General features: G+C 46.7%; 23 protein-coding genes and 2 pseudogenes. 23 read left to right on the forward strand and 2 right to left on the reverse strand.

Features of this window, described 5'->3' with window-relative positions; translation table 11 throughout:
* Window positions 1-40: 40 nt before the first annotated feature.
* The 12 genes from E4665_RS00640 to E4665_RS00695 all read left to right on the forward strand — a co-directional run bounded on the left by E4665_RS00640 (window position 41) and on the right by E4665_RS00695 (window position 12342).
* A complete protein-coding gene (locus E4665_RS00640) occupies window positions 41-727 on the forward strand; it encodes a TraR/DksA C4-type zinc finger protein (RefSeq protein WP_135346863.1) in 687 nt (228 codons plus the stop codon).
* Between the two features lie 131 nt (window positions 728-858).
* Entirely contained in the window at window positions 859-1314 is a 456-nt protein-coding gene (lspA, locus tag E4665_RS00645) for a signal peptidase II (RefSeq protein ID WP_135346864.1), read from the forward strand.
* A 2-nt stretch (window positions 1315-1316) separates the two neighbouring features.
* Window positions 1317-2237: an RluA family pseudouridine synthase gene (locus E4665_RS00650; RefSeq protein ID WP_135346865.1), complete on the forward strand. Its 921-nt coding sequence runs from the start codon at window positions 1317-1319 to the stop codon at window positions 2235-2237.
* Between the two features lie 215 nt (window positions 2238-2452).
* The gene (gene pyrR / locus E4665_RS00655; protein WP_135347110.1) at window positions 2453-2992 is read left to right on the forward strand and encodes a bifunctional pyr operon transcriptional regulator/uracil phosphoribosyltransferase PyrR; all 540 of its coding nucleotides are present in this window, start codon (window positions 2453-2455) and stop codon (window positions 2990-2992) included.
* A gap of 176 nt (window positions 2993-3168) precedes the next feature.
* A complete protein-coding gene (locus E4665_RS00660) occupies window positions 3169-4101 on the forward strand; it encodes an aspartate carbamoyltransferase catalytic subunit (RefSeq protein WP_135346866.1) in 933 nt (310 codons plus the stop codon).
* 49 nt (window positions 4102-4150) lie between these two features.
* Window positions 4151-5242 (forward strand): carbamoyl phosphate synthase small subunit, encoded by a 1092-nt coding sequence (locus E4665_RS00665; RefSeq protein ID WP_135346867.1) that lies wholly within the window; start codon window positions 4151-4153, stop codon window positions 5240-5242.
* Entirely contained in the window at window positions 5235-8483 is a 3249-nt protein-coding gene (gene carB, locus E4665_RS00670) for a carbamoyl-phosphate synthase large subunit (protein WP_135346868.1), read from the forward strand. The genes E4665_RS00665 and carB overlap by 8 nt, the downstream gene beginning before the upstream one ends.
* Window positions 8480-9262, forward strand: a complete 783-nt coding sequence (locus E4665_RS00675) for a dihydroorotate dehydrogenase electron transfer subunit (protein WP_135346869.1) — start codon at window positions 8480-8482, stop codon at window positions 9260-9262. Before carB ends, E4665_RS00675 begins: the two co-directional genes overlap by 4 nt.
* The gene (locus E4665_RS00680; RefSeq protein ID WP_135346870.1) at window positions 9256-10164 is read left to right on the forward strand and encodes a dihydroorotate dehydrogenase; all 909 of its coding nucleotides are present in this window, start codon (window positions 9256-9258) and stop codon (window positions 10162-10164) included. Before E4665_RS00675 ends, E4665_RS00680 begins: the two co-directional genes overlap by 7 nt.
* Window positions 10161-10889: an orotidine-5'-phosphate decarboxylase gene (gene pyrF, locus E4665_RS00685; protein ID WP_135346871.1), complete on the forward strand. Its 729-nt coding sequence runs from the start codon at window positions 10161-10163 to the stop codon at window positions 10887-10889. Before E4665_RS00680 ends, pyrF begins: the two co-directional genes overlap by 4 nt.
* Window positions 10871-11515, forward strand: a complete 645-nt coding sequence (pyrE, locus tag E4665_RS00690; protein WP_135346872.1) for an orotate phosphoribosyltransferase — start codon at window positions 10871-10873, stop codon at window positions 11513-11515. Before pyrF ends, pyrE begins: the two co-directional genes overlap by 19 nt.
* A 182-nt stretch (window positions 11516-11697) precedes the next feature.
* Entirely contained in the window at window positions 11698-12342 is a 645-nt protein-coding gene (locus E4665_RS00695) for a hypothetical protein (protein ID WP_135346873.1), read from the forward strand.
* Between the two features lie 351 nt (window positions 12343-12693).
* On the opposite strand, the gene E4665_RS00700 is transcribed toward E4665_RS00695, so the two are convergent.
* Entirely contained in the window at window positions 12694-13008 is a 315-nt protein-coding gene (locus E4665_RS00700) for a PadR family transcriptional regulator (RefSeq protein WP_135346874.1), read from the reverse strand.
* 11 nt (window positions 13009-13019) lie between these two features.
* Entirely contained in the window at window positions 13020-13808 is a 789-nt protein-coding gene (locus E4665_RS00705) for an RDD family protein (protein ID WP_135346875.1), read from the reverse strand.
* 218 nt (window positions 13809-14026) lie between these two features.
* Between E4665_RS00705 and E4665_RS00710 the strand changes: the two are divergent.
* The 11 genes and pseudogenes from E4665_RS00710 to rpoZ form a co-directional block, all read left to right on the forward strand.
* Window positions 14027-14598: pseudogene (locus E4665_RS00710) on the forward strand (response regulator transcription factor); the annotation flags it as partial.
* A gap of 121 nt (window positions 14599-14719) precedes the next feature.
* Complete coding sequence (locus E4665_RS00715; protein ID WP_135346876.1) at window positions 14720-15895, forward strand: RNA-guided endonuclease TnpB family protein; 1176 nt, start codon at window positions 14720-14722, stop codon at window positions 15893-15895.
* Window positions 15896-15950: 55 nt separating this feature from the next.
* A pseudogene (locus E4665_RS00720) lies at window positions 15951-16124 on the forward strand (winged helix-turn-helix domain-containing protein); the annotation flags it as partial.
* Window positions 16125-16164: 40 nt separating this feature from the next.
* The gene (locus E4665_RS00725; protein WP_135346877.1) at window positions 16165-17058 is read left to right on the forward strand and encodes a histidine kinase dimerization/phospho-acceptor domain-containing protein; all 894 of its coding nucleotides are present in this window, start codon (window positions 16165-16167) and stop codon (window positions 17056-17058) included.
* 35 nt (window positions 17059-17093) lie between these two features.
* Complete coding sequence (locus E4665_RS00730) at window positions 17094-17603, forward strand: sensor histidine kinase (RefSeq protein ID WP_135346878.1); 510 nt, start codon at window positions 17094-17096, stop codon at window positions 17601-17603.
* A 265-nt stretch (window positions 17604-17868) separates the two neighbouring features.
* On the forward strand, window positions 17869-18879 hold the full coding sequence (locus E4665_RS00735) for an LLM class flavin-dependent oxidoreductase (RefSeq protein ID WP_174845425.1): 1011 nt from the start codon (window positions 17869-17871) through the stop codon (window positions 18877-18879).
* Window positions 18880-19014: 135 nt separating this feature from the next.
* Window positions 19015-20748 (forward strand): Rqc2 family fibronectin-binding protein, encoded by a 1734-nt coding sequence (locus E4665_RS00740; protein ID WP_135346879.1) that lies wholly within the window; start codon window positions 19015-19017, stop codon window positions 20746-20748.
* Between the two features lie 114 nt (window positions 20749-20862).
* Window positions 20863-21753: a YicC/YloC family endoribonuclease gene (locus E4665_RS00745; RefSeq protein ID WP_135346880.1), complete on the forward strand. Its 891-nt coding sequence runs from the start codon at window positions 20863-20865 to the stop codon at window positions 21751-21753.
* Between the two features lie 29 nt (window positions 21754-21782).
* Window positions 21783-22043: an extracellular matrix/biofilm regulator RemA gene (remA, locus tag E4665_RS00750; protein WP_135346881.1), complete on the forward strand. Its 261-nt coding sequence runs from the start codon at window positions 21783-21785 to the stop codon at window positions 22041-22043.
* A gap of 19 nt (window positions 22044-22062) precedes the next feature.
* A complete protein-coding gene (gmk, locus tag E4665_RS00755; RefSeq protein WP_135346882.1) occupies window positions 22063-22680 on the forward strand; it encodes a guanylate kinase in 618 nt (205 codons plus the stop codon).
* 5 nt (window positions 22681-22685) lie between these two features.
* Window positions 22686-22880, forward strand: a complete 195-nt coding sequence (rpoZ, locus tag E4665_RS00760; RefSeq protein ID WP_135347112.1) for a DNA-directed RNA polymerase subunit omega — start codon at window positions 22686-22688, stop codon at window positions 22878-22880.
* The last annotated feature ends 66 nt before the right edge of the window (window positions 22881-22946 follow it).

The following is a 22946-nucleotide window of genomic DNA, read 5'->3' on the forward strand; positions in this document are numbered from 1 at the left end:
AACACTAAATAGTGTGAGGATAAAGGAGGGATTTTTTATTATGTTTGGTCACCGGAAAATCAAAAAAAGACTAATGAAACGTAAAGTCTTGCTTGAAAACAAATTAATGCATGACATGGAAACGGCTGAAGATCAGGGTTCTGTTTCGGATATTGCTTCAGGTGAGCTATCAGCTTATGACAACCATCCGGCGGACTCGGCCACTCAGCTTTATGAACGGGAAAAAGATCTTGCTTTTGATAAAAAAGAACGTGATGAACTGAAGGATATTCAGGATGCGCTCAGAAAGTTAGAAAACGGCACGTATGGCATTGACGAAAAAACCGGTAAAAAAATACCACGTGCACGGCTGAACGCACTTCCCACTGCGAGGACGGCTGTAAATGATGCGCCTCCAAAACACAGCTATAAGGTGCGCCCTGTGGAGGAATCAGTGATTGATGATTTAGGGGGGCCGGATTTATTTCGGGATGAGGACAGCGGGTTTGATGAGCAGAATGCGTACGAACTTGTGTCCCGTTATAATGACCAAAAAATGATATATGAAAATGCTCCGTATCAGGATTACGATGAAAGAACGGGATATGTTGAGGATCTTGAGGGATTCGCCGCAACAGATATTGATGGATACACGGGTGACGACCAGATCCAGATTTTGAAAAACAGAAATTTTGAACATTGGAGACATAATCAGGAGATCGATGAGACGGATCCGGTCGAGCGCTGAATCAGATACGGCATGAAATTGCCGTATACATAATCTATATCAATGATGAATAAGTCATGCCCTTACTGCCTGATTATGCTAAAATGCAGAAAGAACGTTTTTGTTGAAAAGTTAAGGCTGGGGGAAATTACATGATTTATTATTTGGTGGCATTGGTCATATTCTTACTGGACCAGTTGTCAAAGTGGATGGTTATTCGGAACATGAGCGTTGGTGAGAGTATATCGATCATTCCAAATGTGTTTTATCTGACATCGTTGAGAAATACAGGGGCGGCGTGGAACATCCTGGAAGGCCAGTTTATCTTTTTCTTTATCATAACGGTTGCTGTCCTCGCGGTTGTCATTTACTATATGCAGAAAGCAGGAAGAAAGCAGCCGCTCCTGGGCCTGTCGCTCGCCTTTATTATTGGAGGAACTGTGGGAAACTTTTCCGACCGGTTATTCAGGGGAGAAGTGGTCGATTTTATTCATGTGTATATCGTGCATTATAATTTTCCGGTTTTCAATTTAGCGGATTCCTCCCTCTTTATCGGTGTCATCCTGCTCATTATCTATTTATTCCTCGACGGAAGGAAAGAAAAATAATCATGGCATGCCTTAGAAAAGTTGCGGATCAGACGGATGAGGGTAAGCGCATGGATAAATGGGCGGCAGAGCAGTTTCCCGATGAGTCGCGCAGCCGATTGCAGCAGCTGATTAAAGAAGGTCATGTTCTGGTCAACGGTGACAAAGTCAAGATCAGTTACCGGATGAAAAACGGGGATGAAATATCCGTTTCTATACCTGCCCCTGAGCCGCTCGATGTCGTTTCGGAGAATATTCCGTTGGACATTGTTTATGAAGACGACTCAGTTATCGTTGTCAATAAACCGCGCGGCATGGTCGTGCACCCTGCACCGGGCCATATGACAAACACACTCGTCAATGCACTACTGTATCACTGCCATGACCTGTCGGGAATAAACGGTGTCCTGCGTCCAGGTATCGTGCACCGAATCGACAAAGACACGTCCGGCCTTTTAATGGTTGCTAAAACAGATGCCGCCCATCACTCGCTGGCGGCACAGCTGAAGGATAAAACCACGCATCGTGTGTATTTAACGATTGTGCACGGTACACTGGATGAGGATTCTGGAACGATTGATGCGCCGATCGGCCGTGATGAAAAGGATCGAAAAAAAATGGCTGTAACAAAAAACCACAGTAAATCGGCGATCACTCATTTCGAAGTGCTTGAGCGGTTCGGAAAGTATACGTATCTCTCCTGCAGACTGGAGACAGGAAGAACACACCAGATTCGTGTCCATATGGCTTATATCGGTCATCCAGTTGCCGGGGATCCGAAATATGGGCCGAGGAAAACACTGCCTATAGATGGTCAGGCGCTCCATGCGGCCGAACTTGGTTTTACTCATCCAGTTACTGGAAAATTCATGAATTTTAAAATGGATCCGCCGACTGACTTTGAAAATCTGCTTGGTATGCTTCGCCAAGGGAATTTTTCTTGATCCCGGCAATCTTTTTCAGCCAATATATGATTGACAAGTATCGATAACTTTGTCATACTATCCGTAATGAATTTAACTGAATGATTCCTTTTAATTTAGTCCTGAGAGACTAGGAAGGGTGATGATTGCCAATGTCCATTGGCAGCACTACGGTCTCTTGCTTTAACAGGCAAGGATTTTTTTATGGCCGGAAAAAAGCGGCAGGTGTACTGGATTTGGAAGAAAAAGAACTTATGGATGAAAAAGCCGTGTCGCGGGCGCTCACACGACTGGCGCACGAGATCATTGAGCGCAATGAGGGAGTCGACTCAGTTGTACTTGTCGGAATAAAGACCAGAGGCATTTATCTGGCCAATCGGCTGGCGGAGCGTATTTCGACGATTGAAACACGTGAAGTTTCAGTAGGTGAACTTGACATTACAGCATACCGGGATGACCTGAGAGAAAAGGCGCGGGAGCCAGAAATTGTCGGAAGCAGCTTGCCGGTATCTATCGAAGGAAAGACAGTGATTGTTGTCGATGATGTACTTTTTACCGGACGAACCATCCGGGCGGCTATGGACGCGCTCATGGATATGGGGCGACCGGAAAGGATCCAGCTGGCGGTCTTAATCGACCGGGGTCATCGCGAACTGCCGATCCGGCCGGATTACATCGGAAAAAACGTACCCACTTCAAAGGAAGAACTGATTTCGGTTCAGCTGAACGAAGTGGACAGCGCGGATCGGGTGGTTATCCTTTCGAAAAAAGAATAAAAAGTTCAGCAGTACAGCGTCTTTTAAGGGCAGTCCAGAGAGACTGATAAAGAGCGGCTTAGCGCAGAATGCGGTTTTTTTGCATACAAACCTCTTTGTCAGAATCTCTGGCAGAGAGGTTTTTCATTATGGATTATTCAGGAATACGCACACTAAAAACAGGGGAGGCAATTTGAATGGCAAATCTGCTCAGTTTGAATGACTTGACGGTTTCTGAAATTGACGAAATTCTCGATCGGGCGGAACAAATACGTGAAATGGGCGACGCGGGATGGTTTGCCCCGAATCATTTGCTGGTTGCCAATCTGTTTTTTGAACCAAGCACAAGGACGCGGTTCAGCTTCGAAACGGCTGAAAAGCGCCTGGGACTTCAGGTCCTGAACTTCAGCAGTGCGGCATCCAGCACTCAGAAGGGTGAGACGCTTTATGATACGGTGAGGACGATGCAAGCCATTGGTGCGAAAGCCGTGGTGATTCGCCATAAAAAGGACGAATATTACCGTGAATTGCTTGAAGGAATAGATGTTAAAATTCTGAATGCGGGGGACGGAGCGGGGAATCATCCGACACAGGCTCTCTTGGATCTTCTGACAATCCACCAGGAATTCTTTGCCTTCCGAGGACTGACAGTGGCGATCATCGGGGATCTCAGATACAGCAGGGTGGCGAGATCTGACGCCGAAGTCTTGAATCGTCTTGGATGCCAGGTCCTTCTTTCCGGGCCGGAGGAGTGGAAAAATGAGAAGCTTCCGGGTAAATATGTGCCGGTTGACGATGCCATTGAAGCGGCTGACGCAGTGATTATGCTGCGCATTCAGCATGAAAGGCATGAAACGGCGATGAAGTTGACAAAAGAAGAATATCATGACCGCTATGGCCTGACACGTGAACGGGCGGAGCGGATGAAGCCGGAAAGCATTATCATGCATCCGGGTCCTGTGAACAGAGGGGTTGAACTGGACGGCGATCTTGTCGAGTCGGCTCACTCACGTTATTTTAAACAGATCAGCAATGGTGTGGTAGCACGGATGGCGGCTCTGGAATGGGCCCTTGACTTAAAGGATGGAAGACAGGCTTCTGAACCTGAACGGATTGCGGAGAAACTTTGATCAACGGATTAAAAGTCCGAGTGGATCGGATAAAAGGAGTGGCAAAAGGTTGAAAAGACAGCTTGTACTTGAAAACGGGGAAACATTTATCGGAGAAGCATTTGGCAGCTTCAGAGTGTCAAAGGGCGAGGTTATTTTTAATACAGGAATGACCGGATATCAGGAAGTGATCACGGACCCGTCCTACTGTGGGCAGATTGTAACGCTGACGTATCCCCTAATCGGAAATTACGGAATCAACCGTTCGGATAATGAATCCGGAAGACCAAGTATATCGGGACTCGTTGTCAGGGAGATCTCAGAAGAACCTTCCCATTGGCAGAAGGATAAGACAATCAGTGAATGGCTGGCAGAATACGATGTACCCGGCATCAAAGGCATAGATACCCGGAGACTGACGAAAATCATCCGCGAATTCGGCACTTTGAGAGGGAAGATTGCCTCGGTGGACGAAGATCCTGCTGAAATAGCGGAGGAATTGAAAAAATGGCCATTACCGAAAGATCAGATCAGTCGTGTCTCAACAAAGTCGGCTTACGTTACTCCTGGCCAGGGACCGAGAATTGTTCTGGTTGATTTTGGTGCAAAACAGGGCATTCTGCGCGAATGTATCAAACGCGGCTGTGATGTCGTGATTGTTCCGTATCAGACCGGCGCGAAGGACATTCTGAAGCTTCATCCGGACGGCGTTTTATTAAGCAATGGCCCTGGAGATCCGAAAGATGTTCCTGAGGCTGTACAAATGGTCCGGGACATATTGGGAAAAGTTCCGATCTTTGGCGTCTGCCTGGGCCATCAGCTATTTGCGCTTGCTTCAGGTGCGAATACCGTGAAAATGCGTTTCGGCCACCGAGGTGTCAACCATCCGGTCAAGGATCTCCGGACCGGGAAATTTGCCATTACTTCCCAGAACCATGGATTTACCGTTGAAAAGTCATCCCTTGAAGGAACCGAACTGGAAGTGACACATCTCGCGATCAATGACGGCACGATAGAGGGACTCCGCCATAAACGCTATCCCGCATTCAGTGTTCAGTACCATCCGGAAGCATCGCCGGGACCGGATGACAGTCAGGGGCTTTTTGATGACTTTATGAACATGGTAAACACACATAGAAAAGAAGGTGTCGATCTTGCCTAAAAGAACGGATGTACACAAAATTCTTGTCATCGGATCAGGACCGATCATTATCGGACAGGCGGCGGAATTTGATTACTCAGGGACTCAGGCCTGTCAGTCATTGAGAGAGGAGGGCTACGAGGTTGTCCTCGTGAACTCCAATCCCGCGACCATCATGACAGACACCGATATCGCCGACCATGTCTACATTGAACCGCTGACCGTTGAATTCGTCAGCAAGATCATACGGAAAGAGAAGCCGGATGGCCTTCTCGCCACGTTGGGCGGACAGACCGGTCTGAATCTGGCAGTCCAGCTGCACCAGTCGGGAATTTTAGATGAGCTGAACGTACAGCTCCTTGGAACAAATCTTGAAAGTATTGAGCAGGCGGAAGACCGTGAAAAATTTCGTGAATTAATGCTCAAACTGGGTGAACCGGTTCCGCCGAGCGAAACGGTCACTGATTATGAAGAAGCAAAAAAATTCGTTGAAAAAATACATCTTCCTGTCATTATCCGTCCTGCTTTTACGTTGGGAGGAACCGGTGGCGGCATTGCCTCAACCGATGAGGAACTGGAAACGATCACCGAGAACGGACTGAAACTGAGTCCTGTTCATCAGGTGTTGATTGAAAAAAGCATCGCCGGGTATAAAGAGATCGAATTTGAAGTCATGCGCGACGGCAATGACGGAGCCATTTCTGTCTGCCATATGGAAAATATTGATCCCGTCGGCATCCATACCGGAGATTCAATCGTTACAGCACCATGCCAGACGCTGAGCGACCGTGACCTTCAGCGCTTGCGCAGTGTATCGCTTCGGATTGTCCGCGCCCTGAAAATCGAAGGCGGGTGCAACGTGCAGCTGGCACTTGATCCAAGCAGCGACCGCTATTATATTATTGAAGTTAATCCTCGTGTCAGCCGTTCGTCAGCACTCGCGTCCAAAGCAACCGGTTATCCGATCGCCAAAGTTGCCGCTAAAATAGCCGTCGGCTACAGACTGGATGAAATCAGAAACGCCGTGACTGGGACAACCTTCGCCAGCTTTGAACCGACTCTGGATTATGTAGTGACGAAAATACCGCGCTGGCCGTTTGATAAATTTGATGATGCGAAACGGACACTTGGCACACAAATGAAAGCCACTGGCGAAGTACTGGCCATGGGCCGGAATTTTGAAGAGTCACTGCTTAAAGCTGTCCGGTCGCTTGAAAACGGAACAAGACATCTTGAAATTAAAGAAGCTAAGGAAATGACTTTGGACGAACTCGTTGAGAATATAGCCAAACAGGATGACCGGCGGCTGTATTTCATTGCAGAAGCGTTCCGTCGGGGTGCTTCAATAGATTCCATTAGCAACCAGACAAAAATCAACCCGTTTTTCTTGAATAAAATGGCGCACATTGTCCGTATCGAGGATGAACTGAAATCAAACCCTGAAGATGCCAGTGTTTTGCTTGATGCAAAGAAACATGGCTTCTCAGATGCGAAAATCGCCGATTGTTGGAATATAGAAGAACAGGCTGTTTCCGAATGGCGGAAGGCACGGGGAATACGCCCGGTTTATAAAATGGTCGATACATGCGCCGGGGAATTCGCATCGGAAACGCCTTATTATTACAGCACCTATGAGGAAGAAAACGAGTCGCAGGTTTCTAAACGCGAGAGTGTTGTCGTTCTCGGTTCTGGACCGATCCGGATCGGCCAGGGTGTCGAGTTCGATTATGCCACGGTTCACGCAGTATGGGCGATTAAACAGCAGGGTTACGAAGCGATCATGATCAATAATAACCCTGAAACGGTCTCTACTGATTTCAGTGTCTCCGATAAACTCTATGTTGAACCGCTGACGCTGGAAGACGTAATGCACGTGATTGATCTCGAAAAACCTAAGGGCGTTGTCGTACAGTTTGGCGGCCAGACCGCGATAAACCTTGCGGCCGGACTTGCGGCGAATGGCGTACAGATCCTTGGTACCTCACTGGACGCTATGGATCAGGCGGAAGACCGCGACCGCTTCGAACAGCTCCTGCATCAGTTGAAGGTAGAACGGCCGGCTGGTGACACGGCATTTTCAACGGAAGAAGCAGTCAAAATTGCCGGCAAGCTGGGCTATCCGGTTCTTGTCCGCCCTTCGTATGTTCTCGGCGGCCGCGCCATGGAGATTGTTTATCACGAAAAAGATCTGATTCATTATATGAGCAACGCGGTGCGCATTAATCCGGACCATCCGGTTCTGGTCGACCGTTACCTGGTTGGGACAGAGATTGAGCTCGATGCTTTGTCAGACGGGAAAGACGTCTACATTCCGGGAATTATGGAACATATCGAAAGGGCCGGCGTTCACTCCGGGGACTCAATCGCCGTCTATCCTTCGCAGACCTTAAGTGGTGAAATCAAGGAAGAAGTCGTTGACATAGCGATAAGGATTGCCAGAGGCCTGGGAGTTGTCGGACTTCTGAACATCCAGTTTGTCATTCATGAGGATCGTCCGTATGTCATTGAAGTGAATCCGCGGGCAAGCAGGACTGTGCCCTTCCTGAGTAAAATTACGGGTGTGCCGATGGCAAAGGTGGCGACTCAGCTGATTCTTGGCGAATCGTTGAATGGTCTGGGTTATGGTACGGGCATTCATCCGGAGCCGGCCCACAATGTCTTTGTCAAAGTGCCGGTCTTTTCTTTCGCTAAATTACGCAGTGTCGATGTCACCCTTGGACCTGAGATGAAATCGACAGGAGAAGTCATGGGCCAGGATGTGACACTGGAAAAGGCACTGTACAAAGGACTGCTGGCAAGCGGGATATCCATCCCATCTCATGGCACGGTTCTGTTCACGATCGCCGACAAAGATAAGGAAGAGGCACTTGATCTTGTCAAACGATTCTATGATATAGGATTTAATATCCTGGCGACCGAAGGAACAGCCAAGATGATTGCCGCACGTCGCTTGCCAGTCACTGTGGTCAATAAAATCGGCGGCCCCGCGCCTAACCTTCTGGAGACGATCCGGCATGGAGGCGCACAGTTTGTCGTCAACACGCTAACACCGGGGCAGCGCCCGGCAAGAGACGGATTCCGCATCCGCCGCGAATCCGTTGAAAATGGCGTGGTCTGCCTGACCTCGCTGGATACGACTGAAGCACTGCTGACTGTACTGGAGTCCCTGGCTTTCAGAACGGAATGCATGCCGAAGATGGATGATCATCCGGTTGCCGCAGAGGCGAAAAAGCAGGGTGACCAGGAAGGTGTTACCCAATGATTCAGGAAGACATGACCGTTCTTTCGCATCGGGAAATTGCCGATGGTATTTTTGAACTGAAGCTACATGGGAAAATACCCGCGGAGATTAGTGAACCGGGACAATTTGTCCATGTGCGTGTTGGTGGCAGTTCCGGTTCAGCCGCGCCGCTCCTTCGCCGTCCGATCAGTATCTGCACTGCGGATTTGGGCCATCAGAGCCTGACACTCATTTATCGAAGCATTGGCCTGGGAACGGAACTTTTATCACATGCGGTAGAGGGCAAGAAGATTGACGTGTTCGGACCGCTCGGACATGGTTTTCCGGTCGATGCGGTTCCGGAAGGCGGACGCGCATTGATGATTGGGGGCGGGGTTGGCGTTCCGCCGCTCTTTGGGCTCTCACAGATGCTCGCAGATAAAGGCGTACAGGTAACCCACGTGCTGGGCTTCAGATCTGAGAAGGACATTTTTTATGAGAACGAATTCGCTGAGCTCGGCGAAACCATCATTCTGACGGAGGACGGCACGAACGGGAGAGCGGGCCGTGTCACCGATGTGCTAAAAGGTATCGACTTTGATACTGCTTATGCCTGCGGGCCGCTTCCGATGCTGAAGGCTGTTCAAACGATGATTGGTGAAAAGCCTCTGTATCTTTCAATGGAGCAGCGGATGGGCTGCGGGATCGGCGCTTGCCTGGCCTGTGTGGTCCATACGACTGATCGGGATGACGGCAAAGGCTATCGGCGCGTTTGCTGCGACGGTCCTGTTTTCAGAGCGGGGGAGGTTGAACTATGCTAGATGTACATTTGCCTGGACTTGATTTGAAAAATCCGGTCATGCCCGCTTCCGGCTGTTTCGCTTTTGGTGCCGAATATGCGAAACTTTACGATTTGAATCAGCTTGGCGCAATCATCATTAAGGCGGCAACACTTGAGGCACGTTTTGGCAATCCGACACCCCGCGTTGCGGAAACACCTGGGGGAATGCTGAACGCGATCGGGCTTCAAAACCCGGGAGTGGATCAAATCATCGACCATGAACTTCCGAGACTGGCAGAATATGATACGCCAGTTATCGCCAATATTGCCGGAAGTGAAACATCCGATTACGTGCGTACAGCTGAAAAAATGTCAAAAGATCCCGTAGTCAGGGCTCTCGAACTCAATATTTCCTGTCCTAATGTGAAACATGGAGGCATTCAGTTCGGGACTGTGCCGGAGGTTGCCGCTGAGTTGACTGCTAAAGTCAAAGCAGTCTCTGAAAAGCCTGTTTATGTAAAATTATCACCTAATGTCACAGATATTGTGGCCATGGCTCAAGCGGTTGAACAGGCGGGAGCTGATGGGTTGTCAATGATCAACACTCTGCTGGGAATGCGCATTGATCTGAAAACACAGCGACCGGTCCTGGCAAACAAAACCGGAGGGCTGAGCGGTCCGGCGATCAAGCCGATTGCTATCCGTATGATTTATGAAGTCAGCCAGCAAGTGAAAATTCCGATTATCGGAATGGGCGGTATTCAGAACGCGGATGATGTGATTGAATATTTTCTCGCTGGAGCAAGTGCCGTGGCTGTCGGAACCGCCAACTTCGTTGATCCACTTGTCTGCCCGAAGATTATTAACGAGCTGCCTGGGAAGCTTCAAAGTATGGGCGTAAGCTCGATTCATGAGCTGGTGGGAAGGAGCTGGAAACTTTGAATTCAAAAGAACGCATCATCGTTGCGTTAGACGTGTCGTCAAAAGAGGAAATGTTCAAACTTCTGAAAAAAATAAATCAGCCTGGATGTTACGTCAAAGTAGGCATGGAACTTTACTATCAAGAAGGTGCGGATGTTGTCCGCGAACTTAAGAACAGCGGCTATTCCGTTTTTCTCGATCTGAAGTTGCATGATATTCCTCACACCGTAAATAAGGCGATGCGAGGGCTGGCGAAGGTCGGGGCCGACATGGTGAACGTTCATGCGGCCGGAGGATCAGAAATGATGCGTGCCGCAATCGAGGGGCTTGAGGAAGGGGCCACGGGTAAGCGGCCGATCTGCCTCGCAGTTACACAGCTGACGAGTACTGACCAGAAGATGCTTGAAAGTGAACTGATGATCGGGCATCCAATGATGGATGTGATCACTCAATATGGTAAACTCGCATATCATTCGGGAATGGACGGCGTTGTCTGTTCGGCTTGGGAAGCGCGGCAGATGAAGGAGCATACCGCGCCCTCCTTTCTTACGGTTACTCCGGGAATTCGCCTGGCCGCAGACAGCGCTGGCGATCAGAAGCGTGTGGCAACACCGGCTCGCGCCTCGGAATTGGGCAGTGATTACATCGTTGTCGGCCGCAGCATAACGGCTGCGGATCATCCGGCTGAAGCTTTTCAGCATGTCGCTGATGAATGGGGGAAAAGTCAATGGAAAGTAAACAATTGATCGCTGAACATCTATTGAAAATAAAAGCAGTGGTTCTGAGTCCGGAGGAACCGTTCACATGGGCTTCAGGCATTCATTCGCCGGTTTATTGCGATAACCGGATGATTATGGGTTATCCGGTTATCTGGAAAGACGTGATTCAAGCATTTGTGAGTCTCATACAGAAAAATTATCCCGGTGCTGAAGTGATTGCGGGCACCGCGACCGCAGGCATTTCGCATGCGGCGCTCATCGCCGAAGCAATGCATCTGCCGATGGCTTACGTCCGCTCGTCGGCCAAATCCCATGGACGGAAAAAGCAGATTGAAGGCATCGTTCAACCCGGACAGAAAACTGTTGTCATCGATGACCTGATTTCAACTGGTGGAAGCGTGCTGACGGCGGTACACGCTTTGGAAGAAGCCGGAGCGGATGTGCTCGGTGTCGCAGCTATTTTTACATATTTGCTTCCGCAGGCAGATAAAAATTTTGAAGAAGCAAACATCAAATTAAAGACATTGACAGATTTTGAAACGCTGATTCATCTGGCTGTTGCGCAGGGCACAATCAGCAGCGCACAACTGGAACAGCTGAAAAAATGGTACGCTGATCCAACGTCTGAAGACTGGAGAATGCTGAATCAATAATAACAAAAGCAGATGAAGTATCCTGAACCGTCTCTTCCAGAGATGGTTTTTTATTTTTGTTGCAGTCACGGACGTGGCTGATTTTGCATCAAACGCTCGGGGATCCACACGAAGAAATTTGCGAATTATGAGCAGGTGAAAAGATCAAAGTATAGAATAGAAGAAAGAAAGGGGATCTGAACGTGAAACATTTAAAGAAAATAATGATCTCGGTGCTGATTATTGTATTATATGTAACCGCTTTTAATAATTATTTAGGCAATCCTTCTTTTACCGATCTTTTCAACAGTATATTCGTAGCAGCAGTTATTTTTACGATCCTCTTCTTGACAGTAAATGGACTGGCAGTTTATCAGAACAGACCATTTAAGCATGCTTGGAAATGGATCCTTGTGCTCGTTCTGTCATCTGTACCCTACTTTACCTGGCTTTATGTATACCCCTGGACAGCCGGACATACATATCCAGTCTTCATCTATTACTTGGCGGAACAGGGAAAATCGACTCAGGATATCAGTCAATATCGCGCATTTCCGGATCTGACGCAGGGTGGGTATTTTTATGAGATTCGATTGAAAAATGATCATACTTATCTTTATGATTATTCGGTACGTGATGGTCAGGTTCTTTTCATGATTGGGAAAAGCAATACTTTTGGGGATTATCCGGATGCGAAAATCCAGGCCATTCATTCTAAACTAGATGAAACTGATGCGGGGATAATGTATATGCAACCAGTTTCCAAAAAGCTGCAGCGGCAGAAATTACAAGAATCGCAGGCACATTCGATGAAATTATTTCAGATCAGAGATATCACCCATTCTTAATCGATGTCTTCTGGTTTCATCAGCTGTGAAACGACGAAGTCCGACAAATAAAGCGATGGCCATACAGCTACATATCAGCCAGCTCTGTGGGATTCTCGCTTAAGAACATCTTTACAAAATCAGGAATAAAATCACGAGAAGAAATAGAACAAATAGTGCATCAACGAGGGGTCATTTTGAAATAACCAGTGTGTCATCTTTCTAGGCTTTCGCTACCGACCATTTGATACTTGGATGAAGATTCATTTAACGATTGTTGCTCCTTCAGAATTTTGAGCGTAACTTGGGCTTTTTAGGGTTGAGGCCGCCTAGCAAGTGGCCTTCCAATGATGTGAACCAGCAAACAGTAATCTAGATTTTTATCCCCAGAGATACAACTCCTTGAACCACAGTGTGCCACTCTTCAATACTCTGTTTCAGATAAGCACGGCCTAAAGGAGTAATGCCATAATATTTTCGGGTCGGTCCAGCAGGTGATTTTTCCTGAGTCACAGAAGTGAATCCGGTTTTTTTCAGTCGGCGGAGGATGGTGTAGACGGAACCCTCGTAAACATCCGGAAAAATTTGCCTGACTGACTTCATCAGTTCATAGCCGTAGAGGGGTTCATCTTTCAATTTAAAAAGGATACACATCTCGAGTATCCCCTTTTTCATCTGGGTATCCATGGAGTTCCCCCTCAGCAGTCAGTGACGATTGTTCCCGCCAGCATATCGTGAAGCGCTTTGTGCTCTTTAGTGAATAAGACGGTAAAAATTGAAACCAGCGGGACGATCGGAATAGAGTTGATCAGTATTTTTCCCAGAAACTCACGATAGAATATGGCTCCTTTCGAAGCGGGATCAGTGGTTGAAGCCCGGACTTTAATTCGCATCATTTTTTTCCCGAGGGTTTGGCCTTTCAGCAACCAAGTACAAAGAAGGGAATAGAGCAGATACAAGGCGGTTCCGGCAATACTTGCATCGATCAGTGCAGATGCAGGTTTGTTTCCGCTCTGTTCTATTTGTGTTTTGACGACTTGCCCCTTTGCGTCTGTTACGGTGGCATAACTTTCTTCTTCGTGAAAAGAAGCAGAAGCTGAAAATAGTGACAGGCTCACGGCAGGACTTGAATAAAAAAGAATCATCAAGATAAACGGAAGGACCGCGCTGCCAATAAATAGTGAAACGATAAAAGAGGGGATGGAGGCAATGATTGAATCAATCAAAAAAGCGCATAGCCTTTTTCCAGGATTCGCGATCCTTTTGTTCATCACTTTGTTATTTTTTCCATCCTGTTCTTCCAACAGTGACTGGGCTAAGAAGGCGGGAGAGCCCAGTTCCCGCGAGATTTGATCATCTGTCCGGCCTTCCTCTCTGCCGGAGGTGAAAAAACTTTCATAATCAGCCAAAATATCTTCCACTTCTTGTTCGGACAGCTTTTCTGCAAGATTAATCTTCAATTCTTGAATAAATTCAGATTGTCTCATTTATGTCACCTCTTATACTGTTTATTGAATAGTAGCTGTTATAATTATGCCACACTACTATTCAATAAGCAATAGTCTTCCGGCAACCTCTTGACTCGTGTCCACGGATTACTCAATTTATCCTTCTTAAGAAATTTTTCATAAATTCTGTTTGTTTTTGTTAAGAACTCCCAGCTACAATAAAAGGGTAAGATCCTTCAAGGGAGGAGCAGGATAGAATGGAAGACTACACAGTGCTTGTGGTGGATGATGACAGGGAAATCAGAGATGTCATCGAGATCTATCTGAAAAATGAGGTATCCATGTTCTTAAAGCGAAAGACGGTCAGGAAGCGATTGACCAGTTGCATGCGGCGACGGTGCATCTGATCTTGCTTGATATTATGATGCCGTGGCTGGATGGGATTCAGACGACATTCAGGATTCGCGAACAAAAAAATATTCCGATTATCATGATCAGTGCAAAGAGTGAAGATATGGACAAGATTCTCGGACTGCAAGTCGGTGCGGATGATTATGTCACGAAACCTTTTAATCCGCTTGAACTGATTGCACGGGTCAAATCGCAGCTCAGGCGTTATGTAACTCCTGGAAAATATGAGGTCAAGAATAGAATAATTAATCGTCATGGATTGATTTTGGAAGAGGAAGAAAAAAGAGTATCGGTCAACGGCGACCCGGTCAGACTGACATCGACTGAATACCGGATCGTCGCTCTGCTGATGAAGTATGCCGGCCGCGTCTTTTCCACACATGAAATTTATAAAGGCGACCAGCCTGAGAAAACTTGGCCATTCATTGCCGAGATGAATCAGCGTCCTGGGTCTCTATTTTTTTGTTGGGAAACTGTTTAGATAATAGCTAAAATACGAACATGTGTGCTATAATTAAGCTGTGAAAAGAGGTGAAACCATGACCCTAAAAGGGCTTAAAGTACGTATCTACCCGAATAAAAAGCAGAAACTATTCGTCCAATGCAACTTTGGCTGCACCCGTTTTGTCTGGAATCAAATGCTGGGCATGATGATCGAGCGGCATAAAAATAACCTGGACGCCCCTTTTTTGAATGCCTTCGCCTTAAATAATTTGCTTCCCGCCCTGAAAAAAGAGTACCCATGGCTCAAAGAAGCGGAAAGCACCAGTTTGCAGAACACGAATCACGATTTGGTGGAGGCCTTTAAAAAATTCTTTAACCAAAAACATGGATTCCCCAAGTTTAAGTCGAAGAAACAGTTCAAACAGTCCTATCAAAGCAAATGCGTCAATCAAAATATCAAACAGGCAGCTCTCCATTATTTGAAATTGCCGAAGCTGGGCGTACTGCGTTTCCGATCTGGGAAACCCATTCCCGAAACCATTAAATCCGTGACCATCAGGAAAACGTTTACTGACCATTACTTCGCCGTTCTTCTAGTTGAAGACGAAAGCCAAGTGTTCCGCAAAACGAACGCATGTATTGGTCTTGATTTTGGTGTTTCTGATTTACTCATTGGTTCGGATGAACAGAAAATTCCCAGAGTTCGCTTCGACAAAAGGCAATCCCAAAAAATGCATGATTGGCAAAAGCGGCTCGCGAGACGTCGTTTACAGGCTCAAAAAGAAATGGCGTGGGATAGGCACAACAAAGTTCTTCAGCCAAGAAAGCTTTCGGATTTCAAAAACGTGCAAAAAGCCCAACTCATGGTAGCAAAGATCCATGAAAAGATTGCCAACCAGCGGCAAAATTATCTGCATCAGATCACCACGAAACTGGTAAAAAGCGATGATCTGATTGTTATTGAAGATCTAAAAGCCAAAAATATGATGCGGAATCACAAACTGGCACGGGCGATCGCAAACCAGGCCTGGGGAGAAATTCGCCGAATGCTGACCTATAAATGTGCCTGGTATGGCAAGAAGCTCGTCAGGGTAAACCCGTATAAGACGTCACAAATCTGTTCCCATTGCGGGCATGATGACGGGAAACACGAACTCGCTGTGCGTGAATGGAGTTGTCCGCAATGCGAGACGCATCATGATCGAGATTTCAACGCGGCGAAAAACATCCTCACTTTAGGCTTGGGACAAGCCTTGGTCAAAGAGTTGTAACCTCTGCTTTTGCGTCTTCGGACATGGAAGAAAGTCTGCAATGTTCCCAGAAGCTCGGTACTTTAGTGCCGATGTAGTTCACGAGCGGGTCTGGCATGAGGATGGTTATCATTCAGAGAATACGGTTGCCGTCCATATCCGTAAGATTCGCGAGAAAATCGAAATTGATCCGAAAAATCCGAGATATTTAAAGGTGGTGTGGCGCATTGGCTACAAAATTGAAAGGTGAAAAACTGGCTGCACTCTGATCTTTGCTGCTGATAGGTGGCTTGACCAATCTGACTTTTGTGTGGAATGCTTTTCGTTCTTATCCATTTGGCTTACTCATCCAGTTGGTTGTCAATTCACTGGTCCTCTCAGGAATAGCTATGCTTCTTGGGGCTCTTTTTTTCAATCGCAAATATCAGATAAGCAGAATAAATGGATTCAGTCATGTCCGATTGCTTTACAATCAGTTTCCCATTGATGTCCGTTTCGGTCTGCTGGGATTGTCTGCGATCTACTTTCTTATTTGTTCAGAAGTATATAGACAAGGGTTTGATTTTCCGTATATCTTTCTTAAGTACATCTTTACTGCGAGTGCGGTACTTATTGTTCTGCTTCAGGGCCAATGGCTGACTGATGATTTGAACGATCAGAAGAAGCGTCACAAAAACTGGCAGGGGAGCCTTATTGTCAAGATGGGGCACACTTTGCACGACGCTTTTTCTCAGCTGCCCGCCGGATGGCAAGTGTTCGGGATCACTGCTCTGATTTTTTTTCTTGGCATGTCGGCACCGGTTCTGACGCTTGTTTTCAACAACTTGCTTGTTCCTTTGTTCATTCTTTCTGTCATTGGATTGCCGATTCTATTTTGGATTTTTAAACAGGCGGCCGCATTTAACAGGATGTATCTGGATGTGGCTGCTACTGCAGCAGGCTCTGATCAGTCTGACTTGCCTGCGCGAGGAAATGGGATACTTAATCAATTGGCCGCAAATTTGAATACATTGAAGCGCGGTGTCAAGGCATCACGCAGAGAACAGGCAAAAAGCGAGCGACTGAAAACAGAACTGATCACAAACGTCAGCCACGATCTGCGTACACCCCTGACCTCGATTATTACTTATAGTGATTTATTAAAAAACCCGGATATAAAAGAAGATGAAAAAAAGATTATTTAGGCATCATTGATCGTAAAGCAAAACGCCTGAAACGGTTGATTGATGATCTTTTTGAAGCATCAAAAATGGCGAGCGGGGCGATCAATCTACACAAAGAGAAAGTGGATCTCACTGAATTAATGACTCAGGCTCTGGCCGAATATGATGAAGCGATTCAGAAGGAAGCACTGGACTTTCGTTTAAAGTTTCCGGAAAAACCTTTATATGTTTTTGTGGACGGTCAGAAAGTATGGCGTGTATTTGACAATTTGATCAGCAACATTCTCAAGTACTCATTGGAACATACAAGGGTTTATCTTTCACTTGACCAGGAAAGCGGAGAAGCTGTCGCGGTCTTCAAAAATATTACCAAATATGAACTTGGGGCTAATATTGATGAATTGTTTGAACGCTTTAAACGAGGCGATGCATCACGGCATACTGAGGGATCAGGGCTGGGCCTTGCAATTGCCAAATCGATTGTCGATCTGCATGATGGGCTGTTTGAAATTGATCTGGATGGTGATTTGTTTAAAGTGACAATGAAACTGCCTGCTATTGACTGAAGATTAAATGATACACAGAGGGGCGTACGTTTCCCAATCAGTAAAGCTGAATTTTAACCAAAACCATGATAAAGTAAAAAATATAGATGGAAGTCGGGTGAGTGGTTACGCAGTGATCATCAGCTAAACTGCTCATCTATAATTTCTTGTGACAACGGATGATTCAGCTGACAATTAGGGTTTTGAAAAAATGAAATAGGTTAGGGTAGCACCACTCTAATTACAAGTGTTCTGAAGACGCCAATAATAAGGAAAGTGATAAACATTGCTGAAACTGAGTGTACTTGACCAATCTCCGATTTCTGAGGGATCAACTCCGATGGAGGCGCTGAAAAACAGCACGAGACTGGCTGTTGAGGCTGAAAGGCTGGGCTATCATCGCATTTGGTTCGCGGAACACCATGATTCCTCAGGTCTGGCCAGTGTGTCGCCGGAAATAATGATTGCCCATGTGGCTGCTAAGACATCAACGATTCATGTGGGATCAGGGGGTGTTCTTCTGCCACACTACAGCCCCTACAAAGTAGCCGAAAATTTTAATCTGCTGGAGAATTTGTATCCGGGAAGAATTGATTTGGGCATCGGCCGGGCGCCAGGCGGAATGCCGGGTGCAACCTGGGCACTGAATGACGGAGCCCGCCGTGATCTTAATGATTTTCCAAGAAAAGTACGGGACTTGATTGGCTTTCTTAATGACCAACTTCCTGAAGGCCATCAGTATAAAACAGTGCGGGCCACACCACTGGCTGAACGCCTGCCGGAGATTTATCTGTTAGGCTCATCGGATGGAAGCGCCGGTATTGCGGCGGATATTGGAACACCGTTCATGTTTGCCCATTTTATCAATCCCCATGGTGGGAGTGAAGTCGTTCGGTCCTATCGCGCAAATTACAGGCCGTCCGAATGGTTTCCAGAACCGAAAGCTTCTGTATGCATCTTTGCGGTCTGTGCGGAGACGGATGAGGAGGCCGAACGTCAGGCATCAACACTTCGTTACTGGATGCTGAAGGCGGCACAAGGGAAATCCGTTCTTCTGCCAACTTTGGAAGAAGCGGAGCATTTTGTTCCATCCGAGTGGGAACACGAACAAATGAAAGAAAATGAAACGAGGATGATTGTCGGCAATCCGCAAAAAGTGAAACGGGAGCTGGAGAATCTGGCGGCCGTCTATCAGACGGATGAAGTCATGATCCTTACCAATATATTTGATTTTGAAGCAAAATTGCGTTCATTCAGACTGATCGCCAAAGCTTTTCAAACTGGGACTTTTTATTAAAATCTGGAGTCATGCCGCTTTCGGCATGACTTGACGGATCGGCAAGGTCAGTGAGACAATTAAATTCTGGAAAATACACAGAAGTACGGAAGCGAGCAGCCGATGCCCGCTTTTTTTGGAAGTGGGGAATCAATCATGGCCTATGATGGAATTGTGACTCACGCTGCCGTACAGAGCCTGCAGGACTTTGTGGGCGGTCGTGTTTCAAAAATATATCAGCCGACGGCAACCGATCTTATCTTTCATTTGCGTTCCCGCAGTGCGCGCGGAAAATTGCTGATTTCAATCAATGCGGCATTCGCGCGTCTTCATCTCACAAATCTGATTGAAGGGAACCCTCAGGAACCCCCGATGTTCTGCATGTTGCTGAGAAAACACCTGGAAGGCAGTGTCATCGAAGCGATCAACCAGGTTGATTTTGAACGCATTGTGCACATTGATCTGAGAACACGGAATGAATTCGGCGATCTGACACAAAAACAGCTGATTATTGAGCTGATGGGCCGCCACAGCAATGTGATTCTTATTGATAAAGAGAGCGGCAGGATCATAGATAGTATGAAACACCTGACACCGGCTGTAAACCGTTACCGGACAGTCTTGCCCGGTGAAACTTATGTTGCTCCACCGGATCAGGGGAAATTGAATCCGCTGAGGATGACCGTGGATGAGTTAATCAGCCATATTGAATGGAACACCGGGAAAATTGACCGACAGATTGTCGGCGCAGTCAGCGGCTTTTCACCATTAATCGGGCAGGAGATTGTCCACCGCGCTGGTCTTCCGAATCAGGAAGGGATTGCGCGGGCTTTTTCTGAAGTACAGTCAGCAATTCAGAATAATGATTATCAGCCCAATATTGTTTATGGCAAAAACGGCAAAGATGAGTGCCATGTGATTGAACTCACCTGCCTTCAAGGGAAAAACGAGCCATTTTCAAGTGTCCATGAGATGCTTGATCACTTTTATGTTGTTAAAGCGGAAACGGACGCAGTCAAACAGAAAGCCGGCGACCTCAGTCATTTTGTCGCTCTGGAATTAAAGAAAAACAAAGTTAAATTGAATAAGCTTGCAAAAACACTTCAGGATGCGGAGAATGCCGATTCATATCGCCTTTACGGAGAACTTCTGACAGCTAATATGCACCTTTTCAAACGAGGGGATCTTACCGTCAATGCGGTTAATTATTATGATGAACATCAGTCCAAAGTTAAGATTGCACTGAATCCGAACCGCACACCATCAGAAAACGCGCAGGCGTATTTTAAAAAATACAGTAAAGCAAAGACTGCAAAACGTGTTGTCGCGGAACAGGTGGAACAAACAAAGCTGGAGATTACCTATTTTGATGGGCTGATGCAGCAGGTGGAATCTGCTTCAATCAAGGACATTGCTGAAATCAGGGAAGAACTTGAAGAGGGCGGCTATCTGAGAAAGAAAAAGGCAGTTCGCGGCAAGAAGAAAAAAAGCATTCCTGAGATTGACCAATATTACGCTTCAGATGGCACGGTCATCCTCGCCGGAAAGAACAACAAGCAGAACGATTACCTGACTACAAAAGTGGGTGGTCGTGACGAAATATGGATGCATACAAAAAATATACCTGGATCCCATGTGGTGATCCGTTCTCAGAATCCGAGTGAGACGGTGCTTACAGAAGCTGCAACTCTTGCCGCATTTTTCAGTAAATCACGGCTTGGGAGCGGGGTGCCGGTGGACTTCACAAAGATCAGGTATGTGAAAAAGCCCAGTGGGGCAAAACCGGGATTTGTTATCTACACGGATCAGAAAACTCTTTTTGTGACACCTGATGAATCATTGGTTCTCAGGATGAAAAAGAAACCGGGGGCAGCGGTGAAGCGTTCCTGAAGAGGCCGTGTAATGACGCACCTCTTTAAGGAAAAAACCGGACTATTTTTAAGCCCATACTTGCTTCAATAACAAAAAATTGTTTAAAATGGGTAAGTGGAAGTGAGTGGTTAGATGATCAATAGCATGACCGGTTTCGGTGCAGCGTCCTTAACTGAAGGAGAGACGCGTGTCCGCGTTGAGCTGAAATCCGTAAATCATCGGTATTTCGAACTATCTCTTAATCTCCCGCGTCCATTAATGTATATGGAAAGTCAGATAAGAAAGACGGTTCATTCTTTTTTCCACAGGGGATCTCTTACCCTTTTCCTGACAGTTGAGGGGAATTCGGCCGTCGCGCCTAAACTTTGCACAAACTGGGGTATTGTTAATCAATACATTGATGCCGTCAGAAAAATTCAGAAACTGAGCGGCACCTCTGATTTGAATTTCAACGGGCTACTGAACCTTCCTGGAATCTTTACCATTCAGGAAGCGGATGGCTTTTCCGCAGAGGGCGTTGATCCCTTGATTCTTAAAATTGTGGAACAAGCAAGCATGCGCCTTTTACAGATGCGGCAGGTTGAGGGAGAACAGCTTCGTCAGGATCTTCTTAAAAAAGCGGAACAGATCGCACGGCAGGTTGAGGATCTTTCGGATGAAGCGCCTAAGGTTCAAAAGCATTATGAACAGCAGTTGCGCCATCATGTCACTGATTTTCTGAGTGGAAATCAGGCCATTGATGAGGACAGGCTGATGACTGAAATAGCTCTTTTTGCCGATAAGTCGGCCATAGATGAAGAACTGACGCGAATGAAAAGCCATATCAGGCAACTAAGCCATTTGCTTAAGGATTCCGCTGAAGCAGTGCCTGTCGGGCGACAGCTGGATTTTCTCATTCAGGAAATGAATCGCGAGATGAATACGATTGGCTCAAAGGGAAACAGCCTGGCGATCAGCCATAAAGTAGTCCTCGCAAAAAGCGAGATTGAAAAATTACGGGAACAGGTTCAAAATGTTGAATAATGCTATAATAACAGGGAAGTGATCGAGCGGTGATCAGACTGATCAACATCGGTTTCGGCAATATTGCCTCAGCAAACCGGATTGTTTCAATTATCAGTCCGGAATCTCAGCCCATTAAGCGGCTGATCAAGATAGCGCGGGATAACAACAAACTAATTGATGCGACTTATGGACGAAGAACCCGCGCCGTGATTGTAATGGACAGCGACCATATCATTCTCTCGTCTGTTCAGCCTGAGACCGTTTCACAGCGGCTGATCCAGCACGATGACAGAGCGGATGAAGCATGAACAGTTGGAGGCAAGAGTGATGAGTTTTAAGGAAAAAGGGCTGCTGGTCGTTCTTTCCGGACCGTCCGGAGTCGGGAAGGGTACGGTCTGTAAAGCACTCAGAAACCGCGGTACCAAATTGCAGTATTCGATCTCTGTTACGACCAGAAAGCCGAGAGAAGGGGAAATAGACGGTGTCCACTATTTCTTCAGAACGCGCGAGCAGTTTCAGCAAATGATAAAAAATGAGAAGCTGCTTGAGTGGGCCGAATACGTGGGCAATTTCTATGGAACGCCCATTGATTATGTCCGTCAGACGCTCGATGGCGGACAGGACGTTATTCTCGAAATTGAAGTCCAGGGTGCACTGCAGGTCAAGAGGCGTTTCCCAGAGGCGCTGTTTATATTCCTTGCGCCGCCCGATCTCAAAGAATTGAAAAAGAGGATCATCGGCAGAGGGACTGAGACAGCTGATCTGATTGAAAGCCGGATGACAGTGGCCCGTTCAGAGATGGAACTGATGGAAAATTATAATTACGTTGTCGAAAATGATCAGGTGGATCATGCCTGTGACCGGATCGAATCCATTGTTCTCGCCGAACACTGCAGAGTGGACCGCCTGATTGAAAAATATAAGAATATAAAAGGGGCTGATTGAAAATGATGATCTATCCGTCAATTGACAATCTTCTAACGAAAGTTAATTCAACTTATACTTTAGTTTCGCTCTCTGCGAAACGTGCTCGCCAGCTTCAGGATAACTCAGGACATCTGATGCTTGAACATCCGAGGTCGGTCAAAGCTGTGGGCCAGGCACTTGAAGAAGTCAATGCAGGTCTTCTTTATTATAAAAATTGAAGAACTGAATAAAGACTAAATAAGCAGCAACCTTTTGAAAGGTTGTTGTTTTTTACACTTAGAGAG

It is taken from the genome of Sporolactobacillus shoreae (genome assembly GCF_004684935.1).
Classification (GTDB): Bacteria; Bacillota; Bacilli; order Bacillales; family Sporolactobacillaceae; genus Sporolactobacillus; species Sporolactobacillus shoreae.